The organism is Luteimonas sp. MC1750, from assembly GCF_016615955.1.
In the GTDB taxonomy this organism is placed as follows: Bacteria; Pseudomonadota; Gammaproteobacteria; order Xanthomonadales; family Xanthomonadaceae; genus Luteimonas.
The window spans coordinates 1-22254 of the sequence record NZ_CP067113.1; the positions used below are offsets into that span (position 1 = coordinate 1).

Consider the following 22254-nt stretch of genomic DNA (forward strand, 5'->3'; position numbering starts at 1 on the left):
CGAGCAGGCCGGGAACCGCGGTGATAGGCTGGCCTCCCCCTTTCCACCTCCGCCGCACGTGGCCTGCCACGACGCGCGGCGGTCTCGCTGTCGGTGATGTGAACTCCCACATGGATGCCTGGCCCCGCTGCCTCGAACGCCTGGAAGCCGAACTCCCGGCCGAGGATGTCCACACCTGGCTGAGGCCGCTGCAGGCCGCGCGCCGCGAGGATGCGACCGTGCTCTACGCGCCCAACGCCTTCGTGCGCGATGCGGTGCTGGAACGCTACCTGCCGCGCATCCGCGAACTGCTGGGGCATTTCGGCGGCGGCGCCGACGTCTCGCTCGAAATCGGTTCGATGCCCGTGGCGCCGGCACCGCAGCGCGTGACCGCGACCGCCGCGGCCAATGCCGCCTCGGCGACCGCGAGCGCGGCGGCGTTCCACGGCAACCTCGATCCGCATTACACCTTCGAGAACTTCGTCGAAGGGCGCAGCAACCAGCTGGGTCGCGCGGCGGCCTGGCAGGCGGCGCAGAAGCCCGGTGACCGGGCGCACAACCCGCTGCTGCTGTACGGCGGCACCGGGCTGGGCAAGACCCACCTGATGTTCGCGGCCGGCAACGAGATGCGCCGCAACAACCCCGGCGCGCGGGTGCTTTACATGCGCTCCAACGACTTCTACACCGCGTTCTTCCGCGCGCTGCAGGAACGCACGGCGGACCAGTTCAAGCGCCAGTTCCAGCAGCTCGACGCGCTGCTGATCGACGACATCCAGTTCTTCGCCGGCAAGGACCGCACGCAGGAGGAGTTCTTCCACACCTTCAACGCGCTGTTCGAGGGCCGCCAGCAGATCATCATGACCTGCGACCGGTTCCCGCGCGAAGTGGAGGGCCTGGAGCCGCGCCTGAAGTCGCGCCTGGCCTGGGGCCTGCCCGTGGGCATCGACCCGCCGGATTTCGAGACCCGCGCGGCCATCGTGCTGGCCAAGGCGCGCGAGCGCGGCGTGCACATCCCCGAGGACGTCGCCTTCCTGCTGGCCAAGAAGATGCCGTCGAACGTGCGCGACCTCGAGGGGGCGCTGAATACGCTGTCCGCCCAGGCCAACTTCACCGGCCGCGCGATCACCACCGAGTTCGCCCAGGAGACGCTGCGCGACCTGCTGCGCGCCCAGCAGGCGGCGATCAGCATCCCCAATATCCAGAAGACCGTGGCAGACTACTATGGTCTGCAGATCAAGGACATGCTGGGCAAGAAGCGGACCCGTTCCCTGGCCCGTCCGCGCCAGATGGCGATGGCGCTGGCCAAGGAACTGACCGAGCACAGCCTGCCCGAAATCGGCGACGCCTTCTCGGGTCGGGACCACACCACGGTCCTGCATGCCTGCCGGCAGATCCGCGCCCTGGCGCAGACCGACGGCAAGCTCCGCGAGGACTGGGACAAGCTCATCCGCAAGCTCAGCGAATGAGCCCGGCAGTGGGGTCGAAACAGGGGCTGCAAAGCCGGTGGACGGACCCGGGACAAGCTGTGGACAAGTCGTCGTCCCGATCGGGGACCGGAAGTTGTCCACAGGTTCTCCCACCGCTGGAAGCCGGCTTGTCCACGGGGTTGTCGGAAGGAAATACCGTTTAAAATCAATCGTTTGTGATGGTTGTCAACTGATTTTCCGGACACCACCACCACCGCTTTTTGTATTTATCCAATTCAAGAGCTAGGGCAAGGGGATACCACCGGCATGCGTTTCAGTCTGCAGCGAGAAGCCTTCCTGAAGCCGTTGGCGCAGGTCGTCAACGTGGTCGAACGCCGGCAGACGCTGCCGGTGCTGGCAAACCTGCTGGCCCTGGTGAAGGACGGCCAGCTTTCGCTGACCGGTACCGACCTCGAGGTCGAGATGGTGGCGCGCTGCGCGGTTGACGACGCCCAGGACGGTGAGGTCACGATCCCGGCCCGCAAGCTGTTCGACATCGTCCGGGCGCTGCCCGACGGCAGCAAGGTGACGGTGAGCCAGTCCGGTGACCGGATCACCGTCCAGGCCGGCCGCAGCCGCTTCACCCTGGCGAGCCTCCCCGCCAATGACTTCCCGTCGATCGACGAGGTCGAGGCCACCGAGCGGGTCGAGGTGCCGGAGGCGGCGCTCAAGGAGCTGATCGAGCGCACCGCGTTCGCGATGGCCCAGCAGGACGTTCGCTACTACCTCAATGGCCTTCTCTTCGACCTGGGTGAACATCGCCTGCGCTGCGTGGCCACCGACGGCCACCGCCTGGCGCTGTGCGAGGCCGCGCTCGAGGGCGGCGCCCATGCCAAGCGCCAGATCATCGTGCCGCGCAAGGGCGTGACCGAGCTGCAGCGCCTGCTGGAGGGCGGCGACCGGGTGCTGGAACTGGAAATGGGCCGCAACCACATCCGCGTGAAGCGTGACGACGTCACCTTCACCAGCAAGCTCATCGACGGCCGCTTCCCGGACTACGAGGCGGTGATTCCGATCGGCGCCGACCGCGAGGTCAAGGTCGATCGTGAGGTCCTGCGCGCCGCCCTGCAGCGCGCGGCCATCCTGTCGAACGAGAAGTACCGCGGCGTACGCATCGAGGTGTCGCCGGGCCAGCTCAAGATCAGCGCCCACAACCCCGAGCAGGAAGAAGCGCAGGAAGAGATCGAGGCCGATACCCCGGTCGACGGCCTGGCCGTGGGCTTCAACGTGAACTACCTGCTCGACGCCCTGGGTGCCCTGCGCGACGAGACCGTGGTGCTGGCGCTGCGCGACGCGAATTCCTCGGCGCTGGTGCGCGAGGCGGCCAATGAGCGTTCACGCCATGTCGTGATGCCGCTGAGGCTGTGAACCCGGCCAGGTTCCACGTGGAACAGGAACGCCCGGCCAGGTCCGGGCGTTCTGCTTTTCCGGGGGCGCGGGTGTGCGCCTGACGCGGCTGCAGCTCAGGGACCTGCGCAACCTGGTGGAGGTGGCGCTTGAGCCGGGCCCGGGCCTCAACGTGCTGGTCGGGCCCAACGGTGCGGGGAAGACCAGCGTGCTGGAGGGCCTGCACCTGCTCGCCTACGGGCGCAGCTTTCGTGGCCGCGTGCGCGACGGCCTGGTGCGGACTGGAGCCAGCGCGGTCGAGGTATTCGCCGAATGGCGCGACGACGCGGACGCAGCCAGCCACAAGGTGGGCCTGCGCCACGCGGGCGCCAGCTGGGAGGCGCGGATCGACGGGCGCGCGATCGGTCATCTGGGGGAGCTGTGTGCAGCCTTCATGGTGGTCACGTTCGAACCCGGAAGCCACGCACTGGTGTCCGGCGGGGGCGAACCGCGACGCCGCTTTGTCGACTGGGGTCTGTTCCACGTGGAACAGGGGTTTCTTCCGGTCTGGCGTCGGTATTCTCGCGCATTGAAGCAGCGCAATGCGCTGCTGAAGTCCGGTGCCGCTGCCGGACAGATCGCGGCCTGGGATCATGAGCTTGCGGCGTCCGGCGAGGAGCTGACGCGCCGGCGCGCCCTGTACCTTGACCGGCTGCAGGAGCGTCTGGAGACGGTCTCGCAGGCCCTGGCGCCGTCGCTCGGGCGCCCCCAGCTGGACTTCGAACCGGGCTGGCGGCAGTCGAACCTGTCTCTGGCGGACGCCCTGGCCGTGGCACGGGAGCGGGACCGGATGATCGGGCATACCAGCGTGGGCCCACACCGGGCCGACTGGCGCCTTCGGCTTGATGGGAAGCAGGACGGCGAGGCCCTGTCGCGTGGGCAGGCGAAGCTGGCGGCGCTGTCCTGCCTGTTCGCGCAGGCGACGGATTGTGCGGAAGAGCGCGGCGACTGGCCGGTGATCGCCCTGGACGACCTCGCCTCGGAGCTGGATGCGGAGCATCGGACGCGCGTGTTGGCGTTTCTTGGCGGCACGCCGGCGCAGGCGTTTGTGACCGGGACGGATCAGCTCCAAGGGAGTGTGGGATCGCGCCTGTTTCACGTGAAACAAGGTGCTGTGGCGCCCTCACAGCCTTAGAGCGGTTCAGTCTGGTCTCGCCTGGGTCTCCATCCACCTGTCCACGCCGCCCCTGACGAACGGATGTCCCTGTCGATACCTGCCATCGGTTTGCGGCGTCAGCGTGCCGCCCTCCTTTTTTATTGCATCTCGGCATCATCGCGGAATTCGCCCGAGGCAGGCTGGCGCCTCGAGGCAGGCGGGGTGTTCCACGTGAAACGTGTGGAGCAGATGCAAAGTATCCAACCCCAGGCCGTTGCGGCTCCGGAGTGTTCAGGGCCTCCGCATTGATCCTGCCGTCCTGTCGTGGCCACACTGAGCCAATCTGCGGGATTCGACTCGTCAGCATCAAGCGCGTCGCGCTGCCGCAGCTTGTCTTCAAAGCCGCACGCTGATTCCTGGCTGATGCCCCCGCGATGCCCGCGCCCAGCCCCATCGGCGCCTGCCCCGCCAAACCCCTTGCCAACGGCCCCGAAATGCTATAATCGCCGTCTCAAGCCCTATAAGTAATGTGTCGCGCGCGGCCCCCGTGCGCCGGCCATTGCCGGGCGTTTCCACGGCCAGAAGCACCTCGATGACCGAAGACCACGGCAGCACCCCCGAGACCGCCGCCAACACCGGCTACGATTCCAGCAAGATCACCGTCCTGCGCGGCCTCGAGGCCGTCCGCAAGCGTCCCGGCATGTACATCGGCGACGTGCATGACGGCACCGGCCTGCACCACATGGTGTTCGAGGTCGTGGACAACTCGATCGACGAGGCGCTGGCCGGCCACGCCGACGACATCTCGGTGATCATCCACGAGGACGGCTCGGTCTCGGTGTCGGACAACGGTCGCGGCATCCCGGTCGACATCCACAAGGAAGAGAACGTCTCGGCCGCCGAGGTCATCCTCACCGTGCTGCACGCCGGCGGAAAATTCGATGACAACAGCTACAAGGTCTCCGGCGGCCTGCACGGCGTCGGCGTGTCGGTGGTCAACGCGCTGAGCGAGCACCTGTGGCTCGACATCTGGCGCGACGGCGAACACCACCAGCAGGAATACGCGCTGGGCGAGCCGCTGTACCCGCTCAAGGCCGTGGGCCCGGCCGGCACGCGCCGCGGCACCACGCTGCGCTTCAAGCCCGCCACCGGGATCTTCAGCGACGTCGAGTTCCACTACGAGATCCTGGCGCGCCGCCTGCGCGAGCTGTCCTTCCTCAACTCCGGGGTCAAGATCACGCTGGCCGACGAGCGCGGCGAGGCGCGTCGCGACGTGTTCGAGTACGAGGGCGGCATCCGCTCCTTCGTCGAGCACCTGGCGCAGCTGAAGACGCCCCTGCACCCCAAGGTCATCGCGGTGTCGGGCGAGGAGAACGGGATCACCGTCGAGGTGGCGCTGCAGTGGACGGACTCCTACCAGGAGACCATGTTCTGCTTCACCAACAACATCCCGCAGAAGGACGGCGGTACCCACCTGCAGGGCTTCCGCGCGGCGCTCACGCGCACGCTCACCAACTACATCGAGCAGAACGGCGTTGCCAGGCAGGCCAAGGTCAGCCTGTCGGGCGACGACATGCGCGAAGGCATGATCGCGGTGCTGTCGGTGAAGGTGCCGGACCCGAGCTTCTCCTCGCAGACCAAGGAAAAGCTGGTCAGTTCGGACGTGCGCCCGGTGGTGGAGCACACCTTCGGCGCCAAGCTGCAGGAGTTCCTGCAGGAGAACCCGAGCGAGGCCAAGGCGATCGCCGGCAAGATCGTCGACGCCGCGCGCGCCCGCGAGGCCGCGCGCAAGGCCCGCGACCTCACGCGTCGCAAGGGCGCGCTGGACATCGCCGGCCTGCCCGGCAAGCTCGCCGACTGCCAGGAGAAGGATCCGGCGCTGTCGGAACTGTTCATCGTCGAGGGTGACTCGGCCGGCGGCTCGGCCAAGCAGGGCCGCAACCGCAAGAACCAGGCGGTGCTGCCGCTCAGGGGCAAGATCCTCAATGTCGAGCGCGCGCGCTTCGACCGCATGCTGGGCTCGGCCGAAGTCGGCACGCTGATCACCGCGCTGGGCACGGGCATCGGCAAGGACGAGTACAACCCGGACAAGCTGCGCTACCACCGCATCATCATCATGACCGACGCCGACGTCGACGGCGCCCATATCCGCACCCTGCTGCTGACCTTCTTCTACCGGCAGATGCCGGAGCTGATCGAGCGCGGCCACATCTATATCGGCCTGCCGCCGCTGTACAAGATCAAGCAGGGCAAGACCGAGCTGTACCTGAAGGACGACGCGGCGCTCGACGCCTACCTGGCCGGCAACGCGGTCGAGGGCGCCTCGCTGGTGCCCGCCAGCGGCGAGCCGCCGATCACCGGCGAGGGCCTGGAGCGGCTGCTGCTGGCGTACGCCGCGGCGCGCGACACCATCGCCCGCAACGCCTGGCGCTACGATCCGGAGCTGCTGGGCGCGCTGGTCGACTTCACGCCGCTGGATGCCGATGCGCTGACCCGCAACGTCGACGAGCGCCACGAGCTCGACCTGCTGGAAAAGCGCCTGAACGAATCCGGCCTGGGCAAGCCGCGCTATGCGCTGGAGTTCCAGCCGGCCACCGAGGGCGTGGGGCCGGCGCTGGTGGTCAAGCGCCGCCACATGGGCGTGGATGCGGTCCAGGTGCTGCCGTTCTCGGCTTTCGAGGGCGGCGAACTGCGTGCGCTGCGTGACGCCGCGGCGCTGCTGAGCGGCCTGGTGCGCGAAGGCGCCCAGATCATCCGCGGCAACCGTGCACAGGCCATCTCCAGCTTCTCCCAGGCCCAGGCCTGGCTGCTCGAGGAGGCCAAGAAGGGCCGCCAGATCCAGCGCTTCAAGGGCCTGGGCGAAATGAACCCCGAGCAGCTGTGGGACACCACGGTGAATCCGGAGACGCGCCGCCTGCTGCAGGTGACGATCGAGGACGCCGTGGGTGCCGACCAGATCTTCAGCACCCTCATGGGTGACGTGGTCGAGCCGCGACGGGCCTTCATCGAGGACAACGCGCTGCGGGTGTCGAATCTTGACGTCTGAACAGGGCGGTTGACGCCGCCTTCAGCTCGCGGGGCCTACAACGTCCAGAGCCCATCCAGGACGTCACGATGAAGACCCTCCCGATTGCCGCCGCCGTCGCCGCCACCCTGGCGGTCGCGGCCTGTGCCACCACCACCTCGTCCACCGGGCGCACCCAGTACGTCGGGGCGGTGTCCCAGGAGCAGCTCGACCAGATGGGGGCGCAGGCCTTCACCGAGCAGAAGACGCAGATGCGCCAGACCGGCGACGCGGGCCAGAAGCGCTACGTGAGCTGCGTGGTCAACGCGATCGTCGCCCAGCTGCCCGCCGACCAGCGGCGGATCGCCTGGGAAACCGCGGTGTTCGTCGACGACAACCCCAACGCCTTCGCGCTGCCGGGCGGCAAGGTCGGCGTCTACACCGGCATCCTCGGCGTGGCCCGCAACCAAGACCAGCTGGCGGCGGTCATCGCCCACGAGGTCGGCCACGTGGTCGAGAAGCACCACGACGAACGCATCACCCGCCAGATGGGCGCACAGGGCGCGCTGGGCGTGGTTGGCGCCCTGGTGGGCTCGCGCTACGGCGAGGGCGCCACCCAGACCACCAACCAGCTGGGCGGCGCGGCGCTGCAGACGGCGTTCCTGCTGCCGGGCTCGCGCGTGCAGGAGAGCGAGGCGGACGTGGTCGGACAGCGCCTGATGGCGGCCGCCGGCTTCGACCCGCGCGAGGCGGTCAACCTGTGGCAGAACATGATCGCCGCCAGCGGTGGCGCGCGTTCGCCGCAGTGGCTGTCGACCCATCCGGACCCCGCCGCGCGCATCGGCGAGCTCCAGTCCCGGGCCGCGGCGCTGGTCCCGACCTACGAGCAGGCCCGCGCCGGCGGCCGTCGCCCTGCCTGCGGCTGACGCGTTAGGCATGTGCCAATGGTGCGGTCGCGCCGGCGGTTCCCGTTCTGTTAGTTTTGGCACCCCCCGTGCACACGCGGCCCCCGTGCACCGCACCCGAGAGGTCCCCATGTCCGCTTCGAATCCCCAACGCCATTACCTGGTTGCCGCGATGGCCGCCGTGCTCGCCCTGGGCACCGCCGCCGATGCGTTCGCGCAGGCCCGCGGCGCCTCCGAGCGCCGTAGCTCCTCGCGCCAGCAGCAGGAAGCGTCCGCGCCGAAGGCCGACGTGGTGAACGAATATCCCGCGGCCACCCGCAAGGAGCCCGGGCTGCGCGCGACCCCGCGCATCGGCCCGCAGATCAACAAACTGTCCGAAGCGCAGCAGGCCGGTGACCTGGCCGCGACCGAAGCCGCGGCCAAGGTGATCCTCGACAACGACAAGGCCAATGCCTACGAGCGCGCGATCAGCCTGCGCCTGCTGGCCGACCTCCTGATCAACGAGGACAACGCGCGCGCCGCCGACCTGCTCCAGCAGGCGATCCAGCTCGACGGCCTGGGCAACAACGAGCACTACGGCACCATGCTGGCGATCGCGCAGATCCAGCTGGTGGAGGACGACTACACCGGCGCGCTGGCCACCCTCGATCGCCTGGTCTCCGAGACCCGCACCGAGAAGGCGGACGTGCACGTGATGCGCGGCAACGCCCTGTACCGCCTGGAGCGCTTCGACGAGGCGATCGCCGCGCTCGAACCGGTCGTCAAGGGCAATCCGGACGCGCGTCCGGACTGGACCCAGCTGCTGATGGCCTCCTACGCGGACGCCGGCCGCCCCGGCGAAGCCACGGCCCTGGCCGAACAGGTCGCCGCGCAGGTGCCCGGCGACAAGCGCGCCCAGCTCAACCTCGCCAACATCTACCTCCAGGCCGACGACCACGCCAGGGCGATCGAGGTCTACGAGCGCCTGCGCCAGGCCGGTGAGCTCAGCGAGGATCGCGACTACAGCAACCTCTCGGCGCTCTACCTCAACACCGAGGGCGGCGAGGCCAAGGCCATCGCGGTCCTCAACGAGGGCCTCGACAAGGGCATCCTCAAGGGCGACTACCGGACCTATGCCTCGCTGGCCCAGGCCTACTACTTCACCGACCAGTACGACAAGGCGATCGAGTTCTACGGCAAGGCCGCGCCGCTGGACGATGACGGCAGCACCTGGCTCAACCTGGCCAAGGCACTGGCCAACGAGGGCCGCGGGGCCGACTCCAAGGCCGCGGCGCAGAAGGCCCTCGACAAGGGCCTGAGCAATCCCGAAGAGGCGCGCAAGCTGCTTGCGCGCTGATACGGCAGGTCAAAACATGTCCTTTCGTGCGGTGGTACTGCGCTGCACGATTGGGTTAAGCTTGGAAATTCCCGCGCAGAACACGGTCGCGGATCCAGACAACATTCGGGGCGCTCGCCGCCCGGCCAGACTCGAGTTCCCCGCATGACGCAGCACGCCACGACCCTTGACCGGAACAACGAACAGGACGAGGGCCTCAACTGGGCGCGTATCGCCGGTTTCACCATGGTGGTGGCCTTCCACGCCGCCGCCGTCCTGCTCCTGCTCGCCCCGGTCAATCCGCCCGGCGCCGCGCAGGAGGAGGAACAGGTCACCCGCGTGGTGATCATCGAACCGCCGCCGCCGCCCCCGCCGCCGCCGCCGCCGCCGCCAAAGCCGCCGGAGCCGCAGCCGATCCGCGAGCTGGTGCCGCCGCAGCCCTCGCCGCTGCCGCCGCCGCCGGAGGATCCGCCGGTGGTCTTCGACGAGCCGTCGCCGATCGACACCCCGGCCCCGCCGCCGGCCCCGCCTGCTCCCCCGGCCCCGGCCCCGAGCATCGGCGCCAGCGTGGATCCGTCGTCCAAGAGCATGAACCCGCCGAAGTACCCGCCGGCCGCCCTTCGCGCCGGCATCACCGGCCAGGTCGTCCTAGTGGTCGAGGTCGATGCTTCGGGTAACGTGACCAACGTGTCGGTCGAGAAGTCCAGCCGCAACCGTGACCTCGACCGCGCCGCGATCGATGCCGCCCGCCGCTGGCGCTTCAACCCGGAAGTGCGTGATGGCGTCCCCGTGGCCGGCCGCGTCCGCGTCCCGGTGGACTTCGTCCTCTGAAGCGTCCGCAACAGCGATCCGCTGCAAGCTTTGCCCCACCGCTCCGCCCGCTCCACCCTTTTCCAACATTCCAACATCTAGAAGGTAAGCGTCATGCTGCAGGAAACCACTAACGTCCCCGCCGCTGGAGGCAGCAACGCCGCAGCGCTCCAGCAGATGGGCTTCGCGGACATGATCCAACACATGGACGCGGTCGGCTGGGTGGTGCTCATCACCCTCCTGATCATGTCGGCCATGTCGATCTACTGGATCATCTTCAACGCCATCAAGCACGCCCGCCTGCGCGGGAGCTCCGACCGCGTGATCAACACGTTCTGGGAAACCCAGAACGCGCAGGACGCGATCCGTTCGATGGAAGAAGAGCGTCGCAGCGAGCCCTTCTCCAAGGTCGCGCTCGATGCCGCCCAGGCCGCCGCGCACCATCAGCGCCATGAAGGTTCGCGCCTGGTCGAGTCGCTCAACCGCTCCGAGTTCGTCGACCGCGCGCTGCGCCAGGGCGTGACCCGCGAGTCGCTGAAGCTCGAGGCCGGCCTGACCGTGCTCGCCACCGTCGGTGCGACCGCGCCGTTCGTCGGCCTGCTCGGCACCGTGTGGGGCATCTACCGCGCCCTGATCCGCATCGGCGCCAGCGGCCAGGCCGACATCGGCGCGGTTGCCGGTCCGGTCGGCGAGGCGCTGATCATGACCGCGATCGGCCTCGGCGTCGCGATCCCGGCGGTGCTCGGCTACAACTTCTTCGTCCGCCTGAACCGCGGCGTGAACAACAAGCTCGACACCTTCGCCCACGACCTGCACGACTTCTTCGCCACCGGCTCGCGCGTCGGCGAGCAGAAGCACTAAGCGCAGACGGACAGGCCCGAGGAGAACCGACATGGCTTACAGTTCAAGTGGTAGAGGCCATGACAAGGTCAACGCCACGATCAATATCGTGCCGCTGGTCGACGTGATGCTGGTGCTGCTGATCATCTTCATGGTCACGGCGCCGCTGATGGCCCACAAGGTCAAGGTCGAGCTCCCGCAGGCCAACCTGGACGAGCGGCCGGACTCGGCTCCGGCCGCGATGCCCATCACCATCGCGGTGACCGACAGCGGCGAGATCTTCCTCAACGATTCGCCGGTGACGCTCCAGCTTCTGGAGAGTTCGCTGGCGGTCGAAGCGCAGAAGACCCCGCAGCCGCCGGTCAACGTCCGCGCCGACAAGACCACGAAGTACGGGATGGTCAAGGAAGTCGTCCAGGTCGCGCAGCAGCAAGGCATGCGCAAGGTCGGCTTCGTCGCCACCCGCGAGAGCAACTGATCCGGAGTTTGCACCATGGCTTTTTCTTCCGATTCCGGTGACGGCCCGATGGCCGACATCAACATCATTCCGCTCTGCGACGTGATGCTGGTGCTGCTCATCATCTTCATGGTCACCGCCCCACAGCTGTCGTATCCGATCGACATCGACCTGCCGCAGCGCTCGACGAATCCACCGGTGAACCCGGTGGATCCTCCGGAGCCGATCCGCCTGCGCATCGATGCCGGCGGCCAGGTCTTCTGGAACGACAGCCCGGCGCCGATGTCGGCGCTGCGCAACATGATGGAAAGCGAGGTCCAGCGCGATCCGAACAACCAGCCCACGCTCGAGATCGACGTCAACGCCGATGCCGACTACGGGGTGCTGGCCAAGGTGCTGGCCGAAGCGAAGAACGCACAGATGATGAAGATCGGTTTCGTCAGGAACTGATCCGCAAGATCCTCCCGGCGTCGCCTGCAGCGCGCCGGGAGGAACAACACGCTTGCTTTCTTGCGCCGCCCCCAGGGGCGGCGTTTTTTTGTGCCCGTCGATCGGGAACCACGCCCCCCCCCTGTAGGAGCGGCTACAGCCGCGATGGCGAGGGACCTGTTTTTGCCACGGATCCACGCAGATCAAAGCGGATTGACACGGATAGAGCCGACGCGGGAGTGTTGGAAAGGGCGAGATCGGACGGGGCTGCAGTCGCCTGTCTGGATGAAGGGAACAGCTTTTGCCACGGATTTACGCGGATTACGCGGATTACGCGGATCTGCTTCAGGCAAGGGCCAATGGGCGGCGCTGCAGCCAGTCTCTTTCGGATGCGTTTGGGGGGTTGGTCATCGCTTGGACATTCCCGAGGGGCAGGCCTCCGTGGTTCCGCATCCCCTGGGTTTCGGCGCGCCCCTGACCGCCACATCGCTCGTGTCGCGGAGTGCGGCGCTTCCGTCACCCTCTGTATTCCGACTGACCCCTGCTCTATCCGTGTCAATCCGCTCTGATCTGCGTGGATGCGTGGCAAAAAGGTCTTTCGCCATCGCGGCTGTAGCCGCTCCTACAGGGGGCGGAGGGGGCGGAGAGGGCGGAGGGGGTGGAGGAGGGTGAGGTAGCGGCGGATGGTGGTGTCGAGGCCTTCGTAGAGGGCTTCGCTGATCAGGGCGTGGCCGATGGAGACTTCTTCGACGCCGGGGACGGCGGCCAGGAAGTCGCGCAGGTTGGCCTGGCTGAGGTCGTGGCCGGCGTTGACGCCCAGGCCGGCGGCACTGGCACGGCGCGCGGTGTCGGCGCAGGCGGCGAGGGCGTCGTCCGGGGTGCCGGCGGCGTGGGCCTCGGCGAAGGGGCCGGTATAGATCTCGATGCGGTCCGCGCCGGCTTCGGCCGCGGACTCGACGGCGCTGCCGGCGTCGGCGAACAGGCTCACGCGGCAGCCGAGGCCGCGCAGCTCGGCGATCAGCGGCGCGAGGCGTTCACGGTCGCGGGCGAAGTCGAAGCCGTGGTCCGAGGTGATCTGGCCGTCGTCATCCGGGACCAGGGTCGCCTGCGCCGGGCGCGCCTCGCGGCACAGGGCGATGAAGCCGGGATAGCCCGGGCGCGGAGCGGCGAACGGGTTGCCTTCGAGGTTGAGCTCGACGCCGCGTGCGGTCGCCAGGGCGGCGAGCGCCATGACGTCGTCGGCACGGGCATGGCGTGCGTCCGGGCGTGGATGCAGGGTGAGGCCGTGGGCGCCGGCATCCAGGCAGGTGCGCGCGGCGCGCAGCACGTCCGGTTCGGCGCCGCCGCGCGAGTTGCGCAGCACGGCGACCTTGTTGAGGTTGACGCTGAGGCGGGTCATGACGCGGGAGGATACGCCGCTCGGGCCGTTCGAGCCCGGCTCGTACGAAGGGCTGGAAGCGGACTCGAGTCAGGTGAACGCCGGATCAGGGCTGGATCGCAGCGAGCAACGCGGCTCAGCCCTGGGAGACGTCCACCGATGGCGGAGCGACATGGGCGCCCGCCCCGCCAGAACTCGCGGCCGCGCCTGCTGACGCTGCCGCTGTCGCGCCGATCGAAGATCCGGCAGCCGCGCGGCGGGTTTCCGCATCCTCGCGCAGGCGCTTCAGCTCCAGCGGGTCGAGCATCATGCTGTCGTCGCGCGACTGGTTGCCGACGCGCTGGGCCAGCAGGCCGAGGACCCAGGCCACGATGCCGGCGAGCGCCACGAGCAGGCAGAGGACGGCGAGCGCCATCGAGGATGCGTTGAGCGCCACCGCGAACGCGGCCACGGCCAGGAGGAGGAACAGCCAGGGCATGGACTTTCTCCGCGGGATCGATGGCGAAGTCTAGCCCGGCTGGGCTGGGCGGCGCGCGGCCGCCGGGCGCTTGGAGCTTGCCGCTGGTCGCAGTTTGGGGCGGCGGCGGCGATGGTTGGCGGTGTGTCGAGGCCGGGGCAGCGTGATCGGACTCAAGGGTCGGGTAGCCGCGGCTACAGGAGGGGGGAGAGGAGGCGGGCGAGGGCTTCGGGAAGGCGGGCGCGGAAGAGGGGGCGGTGGCGGCCGCGCTGGACGCGCGGGGCGCTGGCGAGTTCGCCCTCGAAGAGGGCCGCCATCTGCGCGGCGATGCCGGGATCGTCGAACAGCACCGAGACCTCGAAGTTCAGCCGGAAGCTGCGGTGGTCGAAGTTCGCGCTGCCCACCAGCACCAGTTCGTCGTCGACCAGCAGGCTCTTGCTGTGCAGCATGCGCGGGCCGTATTCGTAGATCTTCACCCCGGCGAGCAGCAGGGCGCCGAAGTAGGAGCGCGCGGCCAGCGTGACCAGCTTCGAGTCGCTCTCCCGCGGGACCAGCAGGCGGACGTCGAGGCCTGCGGCGGCGGCCGAGGTCAGCGCCATCATCGCCGCCTCGCCGGGCACGAAATACGGCGTGGTCATCCACACCCGCGCCTTGGCGGCGTGGATCGCCGAGACGTGCATGCGGTGGATCGCCTCCCAGGGCGAGTCCGGTCCGGAGACCAGCACCTGCGCATGCACCGGTCCGGGGGCGGCATCCGCCGGCGCATCGCGCGCGACGTTCGACAGGAACTGCCGGTCGCCGGTCGCGTAGGCCCAGTCCTCGCAGAACACCAGCTGCAGCCGCCGCACCACCTCGCCTTCCAGGCGCAGGTGCAGGTCGCGATAGGCAGCGTCGCCGAGGCGTTCGTCCTGCTCGTCTGTGATGTTCATGCCGCCGGTGTAGGCGATGCGGCCGTCAATCACCACGATCTTGCGGTGGGTGCGCAGGTTGGCCCAGGGCCGGCGCCAGAACTGCCCCAGGCGCATCGGGTGGAACCAGGCCAGCTCGCCGCCGGCGTCGAGCAGCGGCTGGAAGAAGCGCCGCGCCGCCCCCGATCCGATCGCGTCCACCAGCAGCCGGACCTCGACCCCGGCCCGCGCGCGTTCGGCCAGCGCATCGCGCAGCGCGGTGCCGGTCAGGTCGGGCTCGTAGATGTAGTACTCGAGGTGGACATGGCGGGTGGCGCGGGCGATGTCGGCCAGCAGGGCCTCGTACTTGGCGGCGCCGTCGACCAGCAGGCGCACGTCGCGCGCGGTGGAAGGGGCGAGCCCGGTGCTGGCGGTGCCGAGGCGGGCGAGCTCGGCGGCGTCGACGTGCGCGCCCGCGTCGAAGGCGGGAGACGCGGCCATGGACTCGCGGCTGCGCGCGCGGCGCAGGCGCTGGCGCCGGATCCGCTGTGGTCCGAACACGTGGTAGATCAGGAAGCCGAGATAGGGCAGGAGGGCCAGGCCCAGCAGCCAGCTGAGCGTCGCCACCGGCTCGCGCTTCTGCAGCACGATCCAGCCGCCCAGCAGCAACAGGTAGGCCGCCCAGGCCGCGATCAGCCAGCTGCCCAGGTGGGGAATCGACAGCAGGCCCTGCCAGGCATCGCGCAACACGTCCAGACGCTTCCCCCGTCGCAGGGACTGAGACAACCGGCGCCTAGGCTAGCCGCATGCGCGACGATGGCAAAGCCAGGCTGGCCGCCCTGGGGCCCCTCAAGGGCCGCGGCGCGGCCTCGCGCGTGACCGGCCGCTTCGAACAGCGCTCGGCCAGCCGCGAGGACGACGGCTGGGGATCGGGCCACGACTTCAGCGACGCCAGCGGCGAAGCGCTCGAGCCCGGCCCCGCCACGGTGGTCACCGTGGAGCGCGCGCGCAGCATCATCAGCCACAACCAGTCGCCCGACATCGGCTTCAGCCAGTCGATCAACCCCTACCGCGGCTGCGAACACGGCTGCGTCTACTGCTTTGCCCGGCCCAGCCACGCCTACCTCGACCTGTCGCCCGGCCTCGACTTCGAAACCCGGCTGTTCGCGAAGACCAATGCGGTCGAGCTGCTGCGCGCCGAGCTCGCGCGCCCGCGCCACGCCTGCTCGCCGATCGCCCTGGGCGTGAACACCGATGCCTACCAGCCGCTGGAACGCCGCGAGCGCATCACCCGCGGCCTGCTCGAGGTGCTGGCCGAGACCCGGCATCCGGTGCACCTGATCACCAAGAACGCGCTGGTGCTGCGCGACCTCGACCTGCTGGTGCCGATGGCCGCGCAGGGCCTGGTGCAGGTCTCGCTCTCGGTCACCACGCTCGACAACCGCCTGGCCGCGCGCATGGAGCCGCGGGCCTCGGCGCCCCATGCGCGGTTGAAGGCGATCGCCGGGCTGCACGAAGCCGGCGTGCCGGTCAGCGTGATGGTGGCCCCGGTCATCCCGGCGATCACCGATGGCGAGCTCGAGGCGATCCTCACCGCCGCGCGCGATGCGGGTGCGCGCGACGCGTCATACGTGCTGCTGCGCCTGCCGCACGAGCTGAAGGAGGTGTGGCGTGAATGGCTCGCGCAGCACTATCCGGACCGCGCCGCGCACGTGATGAGCCTGGTCTCGCAGATGCGCGGTGGCCGCGACTACGACAGCGGGTTCGGCACGCGCATGCGTGGCGAAGGACCCTTCGCCCAGCTGCTGGCGGCACGCTTCCGCAAGGCCTGGCGACAGCTGGGATTCACCCGCCTGCCGTCGCTCGACTGCAGCCGGTTCGTACCGCCCGCGAAGCCCGTGCGCGAACCTGTACCGTCGCCCCAGGGAAGCCTGTTCTAGGCCCTGGGCCGCGCTGCTTACACGCACCGGCGACGTCCCCCTGGTGTACGGTGCGCCGATGAAAGAGCAACTGGGCCACGCCGCGGAGACAGCCGGGCAGAGCGGTCCGGCCGGCGCGGCGGCGACGGCCCCGGACGACCTCGGCCAGCGTTTGCGTGACTGCGAGGCCGAGCTTGCCGATGTCCTCAAGGACCATGCCCTGGTTTCGCACGGTATCGCGCATGACCTGCGCGCGCCGCTGCGCGCGATCGAGGGCTTCGCGGCCATGCTGGAAGCGGGTTCGGGCGAACGCCTGGACGACACCGGGCGCGGACAGCTCGCGCGCATCCGCGCCGCCGCCGCGCGCATGGCCGCGCTGATCGATTCGTTGCAGGCGCTGTCGCGCGCATCGCACGATCCACTGGAGATCACCGACGTCGACGCCAGCCTGCTGGTGGACTGGGCGCTGGTCGAACTCTGCGATGCCGAGCCCGGCCGTGCGGTCGAAGCCACGGTCCAGCCGGACATGCGGGTGCGCGCGGACGAACGCCAGTTGAAGCAGGTCTTCGACCAGCTGCTGCACAACGCCTGGAAGTTTTCCGCCGCACGCGAGTCGGTGCGCATCACGGTCGACGCCGAGCGCGTCGGCGAGCGCGTGCGCATCCGCGTGCGCGACCAGGGCAGCGGCTTCGAAGCCCGGCACAGCGAACGCGTGTTCGAACCGTTCCAGCGCCTGCACGGGGCCGACGATGGCGGCGGTCATGGCCTCGGGCTGGCGATCGCGCGCCGCATCGTCGCGCGGATGCACGGCAGCATCGGCGCACAGAGCGTGCCGGGCGAAGGCAGCATGTTCCACGTCGAACTGCCGGCGGTCGGTGAGCGGGAGCCGTCATGAGCAACCGCCCGATCCTGCTGGTGGAGGACAATCCGGACGACGTCGAGCTGACGCGGATCGCCTTCGCGCAGGCGCAGATCGCGAACCCGCTGCATGTCGTCGACAACGGCGTCGAGGCCCTGGACTACCTGTTCGGGCGCGGGCAGTGGGCGGGCCAGGTCCGCCACGACGCGCCTGCGCTGGTGCTGCTCGACCTCAACATGCCGCGCATGGACGGACGCGAGGTGCTGCAGGCGATCCGTGCCGACAGCGATACGCGCAGCCTGCCGGTGGTGGTCATGACCACCAGCACCGAGCCCTTCGACGTCGAGGCCTGCTACTCGCTGGGCGCCAACAGCTATATCCGCAAGCCGGTGGACTTCGACCAGTTCATGGGCGCGGTGAAGCAGGTCGGGCTGTACTGGCTGATGCTCAACCACCCGCGGGATTCGTAGAGCCCGGCCGGGCCGGATCTAGGACGCGGGGAAGAGCGCTTCGGCGCGCTGGAACAGGATCCAGCTGGTGGCGATGAACTTGTCGCCGCCCCGCGGGCGGTTGCCGCGGTGGGTGTGGGTGAAGGCGGTGGGCGCGATCAGCAGGTCGCCGGTGCGCGGTGCAATCTTGCGGCCCTGGAACAGGAACTCGGTCTCGCCGGCTTCGAAGCCGTCGTTGAGGTAGAGCGTCCACAGCAGGTGGCGATGCAGGGTCTCGGCCGGCGCGTCGCGGGGATACAGCTCGCAGTGCCAGTAGGGATAGCCGCCCTCGCCGTCGGCATACCACTGCAGGTTGACCGTTCCGGGACGCAGGCAGGCCATCGCCAGCTGGCCCAGCGCGCGGTCGTCCATCGCCGTGATGTCGTCCGCCTCGAGGCGGCGCAGCGCGCCGTCCGGCCCCGGCTGCTGCAGCATCAGCGGCGCGATGAGCGCCTGTGGATACCGGCGCAGATAGGCCAGCAGCCCCGAGTAGACCGCGACATTGAGCGCCTGCTCGACATCGGCCCAGTCGGCACGCCCGGCCAGGCCGATGTCGCGACTCTTCTTCAGCTCGGGAAACACCCCGCTGCCCACCCGCCCCGGCTGCAGCGCATCGCTCCCCCGCATGCGCTCGACGATCGCCGCGCACGTCGCCGCGTCGAGCGCGCCGGGCGTCACTTCTATGAAGTCAGCGCTGTCGTGCATTTCGGGCTCCGGGTGGGGGGAAGAGCATTTTTTTGCCACGGATGGACGCGGATAAGAGCGGATTTACACGGATCAAGCGGATGGCGCGATGAAGCAGATTGCGCGGAAAAGAACAGTTGGCGGAGAAACAGTTGGCGGAGAAAACTGGGCGGGCGATTGCTGAAGCGCTTCGTCCGGGCTTCGCCATGGCCGACGGTCAGACCACGCGCAAGACAGACAGAAGCTCTCTTCTACTCCTGCTCTATCCGCGCAAATCCGCGTCATCCGCGTGATCCGTGGCAAAGCTCTGCTCCAACCGCCAGGACCGGAGCGAATCAGCCCCCGTCGTGGTCGCGGTGGTAGCGGGTGGCGGCTTCGACTTCGGACTTCGAACCGAGGAAGACCGGCACGCGCTGGTGCAGCTGCGTGGGGGCGATCTCCATGATGCGGTCGCGGCCGTTGCTGGCGGCGCCGCCGGCCTGTTCGACCAGGAAGGACATCGGGTTGGCCTCGTACATCAGGCGCAGCTTGCCGGCCTTGCCGGGGTCCTTGCGGTCCCAGGGATAGATGAAGATGCCGCCGCGGGTCAGGATGCGGTGCACGTCGGCGACCATCGAGGCGACCCAGCGCATGTTGAAGTCCTTGCCGCGCGGGCCTTCCTTGCCGGCCAGCAGGTCGCGCACGTAGTCCTGCATCGGCGCCTCCCAGTGGCGCTGGTTGGACATGTTGATCGCGAACTCCTTCGTCTCCTCGGGGATGCGGATCGCCTCGCGCGTCAGCATGAAGGTGCCCGACTCGCGATCGAGGGTGAAGGCGTGGGTGCCGTGGCCGAAGGTCAGCACCAGCGTGGTCTGCGGGCCGTAGACGCAGTAGCCGGCGGCGACCTGATCGGTGCCCGGCTGCAGGAAGTCCTCGTCGCAGGCCGCGGCCGTGCCCTCGGGGCAGCGCAGCACCGAGAAGATGGTGCCGACCGACACGTTGACGTCGATGTTGCTGGAGCCGTCGAGGGGATCGAACAGCAGCAGGTAGTTGCCGCGCGGATACGCGTCGGGAATCGGGAAGCAGTGGTCCATCTCTTCCGAGGCGCAGGCGGCGAGATGCCCGCCCCAGGCGTTGGCCTCGAGCAGGATCTCGTTGGACAGCACGTCGAGCTTCTTCTGCGCCTCGCCCTGGATGTTGCCGGTGCCGGCGTCACCCAGCACGCCGCCCAGCGCGCCCTTGCCGACCGCGATCGAGATGCTGGTGCAGGCGCGGGCGACCACCGCGATCAGCTGGCGCAGGTCGGCATTGATGCGGCCGGCGCGCTGCTCCTCGATCAGGTGGCGGGTGAGGGAGACGTGGCTGGACATCGCGGACCTGCGCAGTGGCGGACGGGGCCGCCATTGTCGCCCAAGGGCCCGGCGGCTGCAGGGGCGTTGGCCCGCGCCCCGCGGGCGAGGCATCCCCTGCAGGAGCGGCTACAGCCGCGAGCGGGCCTGGCGATGGATCGACGACGAGGCGATCGCGGCTGTAGCCGCTCCTACAGGGGGAGGACGGGGGTGGGGGTGGGCCGTCAGCGGCGGTCGAGCTGCCACTCCAGGCCCAGCAGCCAGGTGCGGCCGGCGCCGGGTTCGTAGAAGCGGCCGTTGCCTTCGTTGACGATCACCGAGCCGATGTGGTCCCGGTCGAGGACGTTGTCGACGCGCGCAAACACGCGCAGCGGACCGGCCGAGGTGTTCCAGCGGCGCGAGGCCTCCATGTGCAGCAGCCCGTAACCGGACGCGGCCTCGGTGCCGGCGTCGTTCACCACCACGTCGCCGATGGCCTCGGCTTCGAGCGCGGCGGTCCAGGGGCCGCCGGCGTTCCACTGCAGGCGGGCGAAGCCCTGGCGCTCCGGCACGCCCGGGATGCGCGCACCGGGCACGATCGCGCCGGCGTCCACCCCACCGCCGCGGAACTCGGCCTCGAGCCGGGTTGCCGCCAGCTGCAGGTCCCAGGCATCGCCCAGAGGCTGCAGCCACGACAGCTCCACGCCCTGGCGGCGGGCGCCGCCGGCGTTGCGGTAGCTGCTGCGGCCGGCCACGTTGGTCGCCACCGCGATCTCGTCATCGGTGTCGGCGCGGAACAGCGCCGCCTCGAGCTGGCCGCCGGTGGCCGTGCGCCACTTCAGGCCGAGCTCGTAGTTGTCGCTCACCGCCGGACGCAGCCCGAAGGCCAGGCCGGCGCCGCCGTCGGCGCGGTAGGAGAGTTCGTTGAAGGTCGGCGTCTCGAAACCACGGCCCGCGGAGGCGTAGATCCGCAGGTGCTCGGAGGGCGCAAAGGTGATGCCGGCCACCGGCGAGGTTTCCGAGTAGTCGACCCGGCCGCTGTCGTCGGGGTTGCCGGCGGTGACGTAACCGTCGCGCGAGGTGAACTCCACCTCGCTGCGGCGCGCGCCGAGCAGCAGCGACCAGCGCGGTGCGAACCGCCACCAGGCCTGCGCGTACAGGTCCTCGGTCTCGACCTCGTTGCGCTCGTCGCGGCGCAGCGCACCGCGCACGCCCAGCGCGTCGCCGACGAAGTTCTCGAAGCCGCGGCGGCGCTGGCGCTGGCGCTCGCCGGCGATGCCCGCGGCGACCTCGAGCGGGCGGTCGGCGAGGCTGCCGCTCCACGACCAGCGCGCGTCGTAGCCGGCGTAGCGGTTGTCGAGGTCGATCACGCCGCCGGAATGCAGCGGATTGCGCTGCGGCGCCGGCGGAATCGGCAGCACCTGGGTGACCTCGCGGTCGCCGCCCCAGGCCGACAGCCGCAGCGACTGTGCCTGGCCGAAGCCCTGCTCGAACACCGCGCCGGCCTGCGACTGGCGCACGCTCTTGCGGGTGTCGTAGAGGTACGCGTTGGCGACCGCCTGGCGCGGGTTCTCGCGCACCTGCTGCGCGGTCAGGCCCAGGGGATCGCGGGCTTCGGGGATGTCGACGTGGTTGAGCACCAGGGCCAGCGAGCGGCGATCGCCCAGGTCGAAGCCGAGCTTGAAATTGGCCACGTCGCGGCGTGCGGCCGAATGGTCGCGCCAGCCATCGGTGTCCAGGCGCGAGAGCGAAACGTTGTAGCCGACCACGTCGTTGCCGCCGAGCAGGCGGGCCGCACCGGTCCAGGTGCCGTCGCTGCCGACGGTCGCGCGCAGCCGCCAGGGATCGCCGGCCTGGCCGTCGGCGCTGTGGATGGAGACCACGCCGCCCGACGAATTGCCGTGCAGCGCCGAGAACGGACCGCGCAACACCTCGACGCGCTCGGCGCCGGCCAGGCTGAAGTGCGAGAGCTGGCCCTGGCCGTCGGGCATCGAGGCCGGGATGCCGTCGGCGTACAGGCGCAGGCCGCGCACCCCGAAGGTCGCGCGCGCGCCGAAGCCGCGGATCGAGAGCTGGGTGTCCTGGGCCAGGTTCTGGCGGTCGCGCGCCAGCAGGCCGGGGACGCCGCGCAGGACTTCGGAGACATCGCCATCGGCGCCCGCGCGTTCGCCTTCCAGGTCGATGGTGGCGGTGGAGGCGGGGGTGTCGAAGGCCGGGACGGTGCGCAGGCGCGTGGCTTCGACCACGACGGCGTCGAGGGTGGTGGGGGTGGAGTCCGGCGTCGAGCCGGATGCATCGGGCGCGCTCGCGGGGGAGGAGGCGGTGGCACGAGGACTGACGATGTCCTGGGCCTGCGCCGGGGCGGAGGCGAGGGCCGTGGCGATGGCGAAGGAGAGGGTGGCCAGCGCGATGGCCGGCAGGCGGTGCAGGGGGGAGGCAGTCATGTCGACATTGTCGCCCGTGGGCTGCGCCCGGGGACGTGAGCGGGGGTCGCGGGCGCGGAACGGTGTGGTTGCAATGCTGCGGCCCGGAGCAGCGAGCGTGGGCGCGCCGGCGCGTGGACCGACCTGTAGGAGCGGCTACAGCCG

19 protein-coding genes are annotated in these 22254 nt (G+C 69.6%); 13 read left to right on the forward strand and 6 right to left on the reverse strand.

Annotated elements, in window-relative coordinates:
• Positions 1-110 precede the first annotated feature (110 nt).
• The 10 genes from dnaA (at position 111) to JGR68_RS00050 (ending at position 11708) form a co-directional block, all read left to right on the forward strand.
• Complete coding sequence (gene dnaA, locus JGR68_RS00005; RefSeq protein WP_199362615.1) at positions 111-1445, forward strand: chromosomal replication initiator protein DnaA; 1335 nt, start codon at positions 111-113, stop codon at positions 1443-1445.
• A gap of 267 nt (positions 1446-1712) precedes the next feature.
• Positions 1713-2813, forward strand: coding sequence for a DNA polymerase III subunit beta (gene dnaN / locus JGR68_RS00010; RefSeq protein WP_199362616.1), 1101 nt, complete (start codon positions 1713-1715; stop codon positions 2811-2813).
• An 88-nt stretch (positions 2814-2901) separates the two neighbouring features.
• A complete protein-coding gene (recF, locus tag JGR68_RS00015; RefSeq protein ID WP_234446664.1) occupies positions 2902-3966 on the forward strand; it encodes a DNA replication/repair protein RecF in 1065 nt (354 codons plus the stop codon).
• Positions 3967-4519: 553 nt separating this feature from the next.
• The gene (gyrB, locus tag JGR68_RS00020; protein WP_199362618.1) at positions 4520-6973 is read left to right on the forward strand and encodes a DNA topoisomerase (ATP-hydrolyzing) subunit B; all 2454 of its coding nucleotides are present in this window, start codon (positions 4520-4522) and stop codon (positions 6971-6973) included.
• Between the two features lie 68 nt (positions 6974-7041).
• Positions 7042-7857, forward strand: coding sequence for a M48 family metallopeptidase (locus JGR68_RS00025; RefSeq protein WP_199362619.1), 816 nt, complete (start codon positions 7042-7044; stop codon positions 7855-7857).
• A 109-nt stretch (positions 7858-7966) separates the two neighbouring features.
• Positions 7967-9172 (forward strand): tetratricopeptide repeat protein, encoded by a 1206-nt coding sequence (locus JGR68_RS00030; RefSeq protein ID WP_199362620.1) that lies wholly within the window; start codon positions 7967-7969, stop codon positions 9170-9172.
• Between the two features lie 144 nt (positions 9173-9316).
• Positions 9317-9982 (forward strand): energy transducer TonB, encoded by a 666-nt coding sequence (locus JGR68_RS00035; protein ID WP_199362621.1) that lies wholly within the window; start codon positions 9317-9319, stop codon positions 9980-9982.
• Positions 9983-10075: 93 nt separating this feature from the next.
• Positions 10076-10822 (forward strand): MotA/TolQ/ExbB proton channel family protein, encoded by a 747-nt coding sequence (locus tag JGR68_RS00040; RefSeq protein ID WP_199362622.1) that lies wholly within the window; start codon positions 10076-10078, stop codon positions 10820-10822.
• Positions 10823-10853: 31 nt separating this feature from the next.
• The gene (locus JGR68_RS00045) at positions 10854-11279 is read left to right on the forward strand and encodes a biopolymer transporter ExbD (RefSeq protein ID WP_199362623.1); all 426 of its coding nucleotides are present in this window, start codon (positions 10854-10856) and stop codon (positions 11277-11279) included.
• Positions 11280-11294: 15 nt separating this feature from the next.
• Positions 11295-11708, forward strand: a complete 414-nt coding sequence (locus JGR68_RS00050) for a biopolymer transporter ExbD (RefSeq protein ID WP_199362624.1) — start codon at positions 11295-11297, stop codon at positions 11706-11708.
• Positions 11709-12309: 601 nt separating this feature from the next.
• On the opposite strand, the gene JGR68_RS00055 is transcribed toward JGR68_RS00050, so the two are convergent.
• The 3 genes from JGR68_RS00055 to cls form a co-directional block, all read right to left on the reverse strand.
• The gene (locus tag JGR68_RS00055) at positions 12310-13086 is read right to left on the reverse strand and encodes a pyridoxine 5'-phosphate synthase (RefSeq protein ID WP_199362625.1); all 777 of its coding nucleotides are present in this window, start codon (positions 13084-13086) and stop codon (positions 12310-12312) included.
• A 115-nt stretch (positions 13087-13201) separates the two neighbouring features.
• Positions 13202-13543, reverse strand: a complete 342-nt coding sequence (locus JGR68_RS00060) for a hypothetical protein (RefSeq protein ID WP_234446535.1) — start codon at positions 13541-13543, stop codon at positions 13202-13204.
• 173 nt (positions 13544-13716) lie between these two features.
• Entirely contained in the window at positions 13717-15165 is a 1449-nt protein-coding gene (cls, locus tag JGR68_RS00065) for a cardiolipin synthase (protein ID WP_234446665.1), read from the reverse strand.
• Between the two features lie 50 nt (positions 15166-15215).
• Between cls and JGR68_RS00070 the strand changes: the two genes are divergently transcribed.
• From JGR68_RS00070 to JGR68_RS00080, 3 genes are read left to right on the forward strand one after another with little or no spacing between them, the layout of a single operon-like run.
• Positions 15216-16349: a PA0069 family radical SAM protein gene (locus JGR68_RS00070; protein WP_199362626.1), complete on the forward strand. Its 1134-nt coding sequence runs from the start codon at positions 15216-15218 to the stop codon at positions 16347-16349.
• 58 nt (positions 16350-16407) lie between these two features.
• On the forward strand, positions 16408-17223 hold the full coding sequence (locus JGR68_RS00075; protein ID WP_199362627.1) for an ATP-binding protein: 816 nt from the start codon (positions 16408-16410) through the stop codon (positions 17221-17223).
• The gene (locus tag JGR68_RS00080) at positions 17220-17657 is read left to right on the forward strand and encodes a response regulator (RefSeq protein WP_199362628.1); all 438 of its coding nucleotides are present in this window, start codon (positions 17220-17222) and stop codon (positions 17655-17657) included. Before JGR68_RS00075 ends, JGR68_RS00080 begins: the two co-directional genes overlap by 4 nt.
• Before the next feature lie 18 nt (positions 17658-17675).
• Here the strand turns inward: JGR68_RS00080 and JGR68_RS00085 are convergent, their stop codons facing one another.
• The 3 genes from JGR68_RS00085 to JGR68_RS00095 form a co-directional block, all read right to left on the reverse strand.
• Complete coding sequence (locus JGR68_RS00085; protein ID WP_199362629.1) at positions 17676-18380, reverse strand: 2OG-Fe(II) oxygenase; 705 nt, start codon at positions 18378-18380, stop codon at positions 17676-17678.
• A 314-nt stretch (positions 18381-18694) separates the two neighbouring features.
• A complete protein-coding gene (locus tag JGR68_RS00090; protein ID WP_199362630.1) occupies positions 18695-19708 on the reverse strand; it encodes a class 1 fructose-bisphosphatase in 1014 nt (337 codons plus the stop codon).
• A gap of 203 nt (positions 19709-19911) precedes the next feature.
• Positions 19912-22110, reverse strand: coding sequence for a TonB-dependent receptor (locus JGR68_RS00095; protein ID WP_199362631.1), 2199 nt, complete (start codon positions 22108-22110; stop codon positions 19912-19914).
• Between the last annotated feature and the right edge of the window lie 144 nt (positions 22111-22254).

Excerpts from the sequence above, each read along its gene's own strand:
- JGR68_RS00090 (WP_199362630.1), bottom strand. The coding sequence starts at position 19,708 with ATGTCCAGCCACGTCTCCCTCACCCGCCACCTGATCGAGGAGCAGCGC.
- dnaA (WP_199362615.1), top strand. The coding sequence starts at position 111 with ATGGATGCCTGGCCCCGCTGCCTCGAACGCCTGGAAGCCGAACTCCCG.
- JGR68_RS00075 (WP_199362627.1), top strand. The coding sequence starts at position 16,408 with ATGAAAGAGCAACTGGGCCACGCCGCGGAGACAGCCGGGCAGAGCGGT.
- JGR68_RS00070 (WP_199362626.1), top strand. The coding sequence starts at position 15,216 with ATGCGCGACGATGGCAAAGCCAGGCTGGCCGCCCTGGGGCCCCTCAAG.
- gyrB (WP_199362618.1), top strand. The coding sequence starts at position 4,520 with ATGACCGAAGACCACGGCAGCACCCCCGAGACCGCCGCCAACACCGGC.
- JGR68_RS00085 (WP_199362629.1), bottom strand. The coding sequence starts at position 18,380 with ATGCACGACAGCGCTGACTTCATAGAAGTGACGCCCGGCGCGCTCGAC.
- JGR68_RS00025 (WP_199362619.1), top strand. The coding sequence starts at position 7,042 with ATGAAGACCCTCCCGATTGCCGCCGCCGTCGCCGCCACCCTGGCGGTC.
- JGR68_RS00050 (WP_199362624.1), top strand. The coding sequence starts at position 11,295 with ATGGCTTTTTCTTCCGATTCCGGTGACGGCCCGATGGCCGACATCAAC.
- JGR68_RS00055 (WP_199362625.1), bottom strand. The coding sequence starts at position 13,086 with ATGACCCGCCTCAGCGTCAACCTCAACAAGGTCGCCGTGCTGCGCAAC.
- JGR68_RS00060 (WP_234446535.1), bottom strand. The coding sequence starts at position 13,543 with ATGCCCTGGCTGTTCCTCCTCCTGGCCGTGGCCGCGTTCGCGGTGGCG.
- JGR68_RS00040 (WP_199362622.1), top strand. The coding sequence starts at position 10,076 with ATGCTGCAGGAAACCACTAACGTCCCCGCCGCTGGAGGCAGCAACGCC.
- dnaN (WP_199362616.1), top strand. The coding sequence starts at position 1,713 with ATGCGTTTCAGTCTGCAGCGAGAAGCCTTCCTGAAGCCGTTGGCGCAG.
- JGR68_RS00045 (WP_199362623.1), top strand. The coding sequence starts at position 10,854 with ATGGCTTACAGTTCAAGTGGTAGAGGCCATGACAAGGTCAACGCCACG.
- JGR68_RS00095 (WP_199362631.1), bottom strand. The coding sequence starts at position 22,110 with ATGACTGCCTCCCCCCTGCACCGCCTGCCGGCCATCGCGCTGGCCACC.
- JGR68_RS00080 (WP_199362628.1), top strand. The coding sequence starts at position 17,220 with ATGAGCAACCGCCCGATCCTGCTGGTGGAGGACAATCCGGACGACGTC.
- JGR68_RS00030 (WP_199362620.1), top strand. The coding sequence starts at position 7,967 with ATGTCCGCTTCGAATCCCCAACGCCATTACCTGGTTGCCGCGATGGCC.
- JGR68_RS00035 (WP_199362621.1), top strand. The coding sequence starts at position 9,317 with ATGACGCAGCACGCCACGACCCTTGACCGGAACAACGAACAGGACGAG.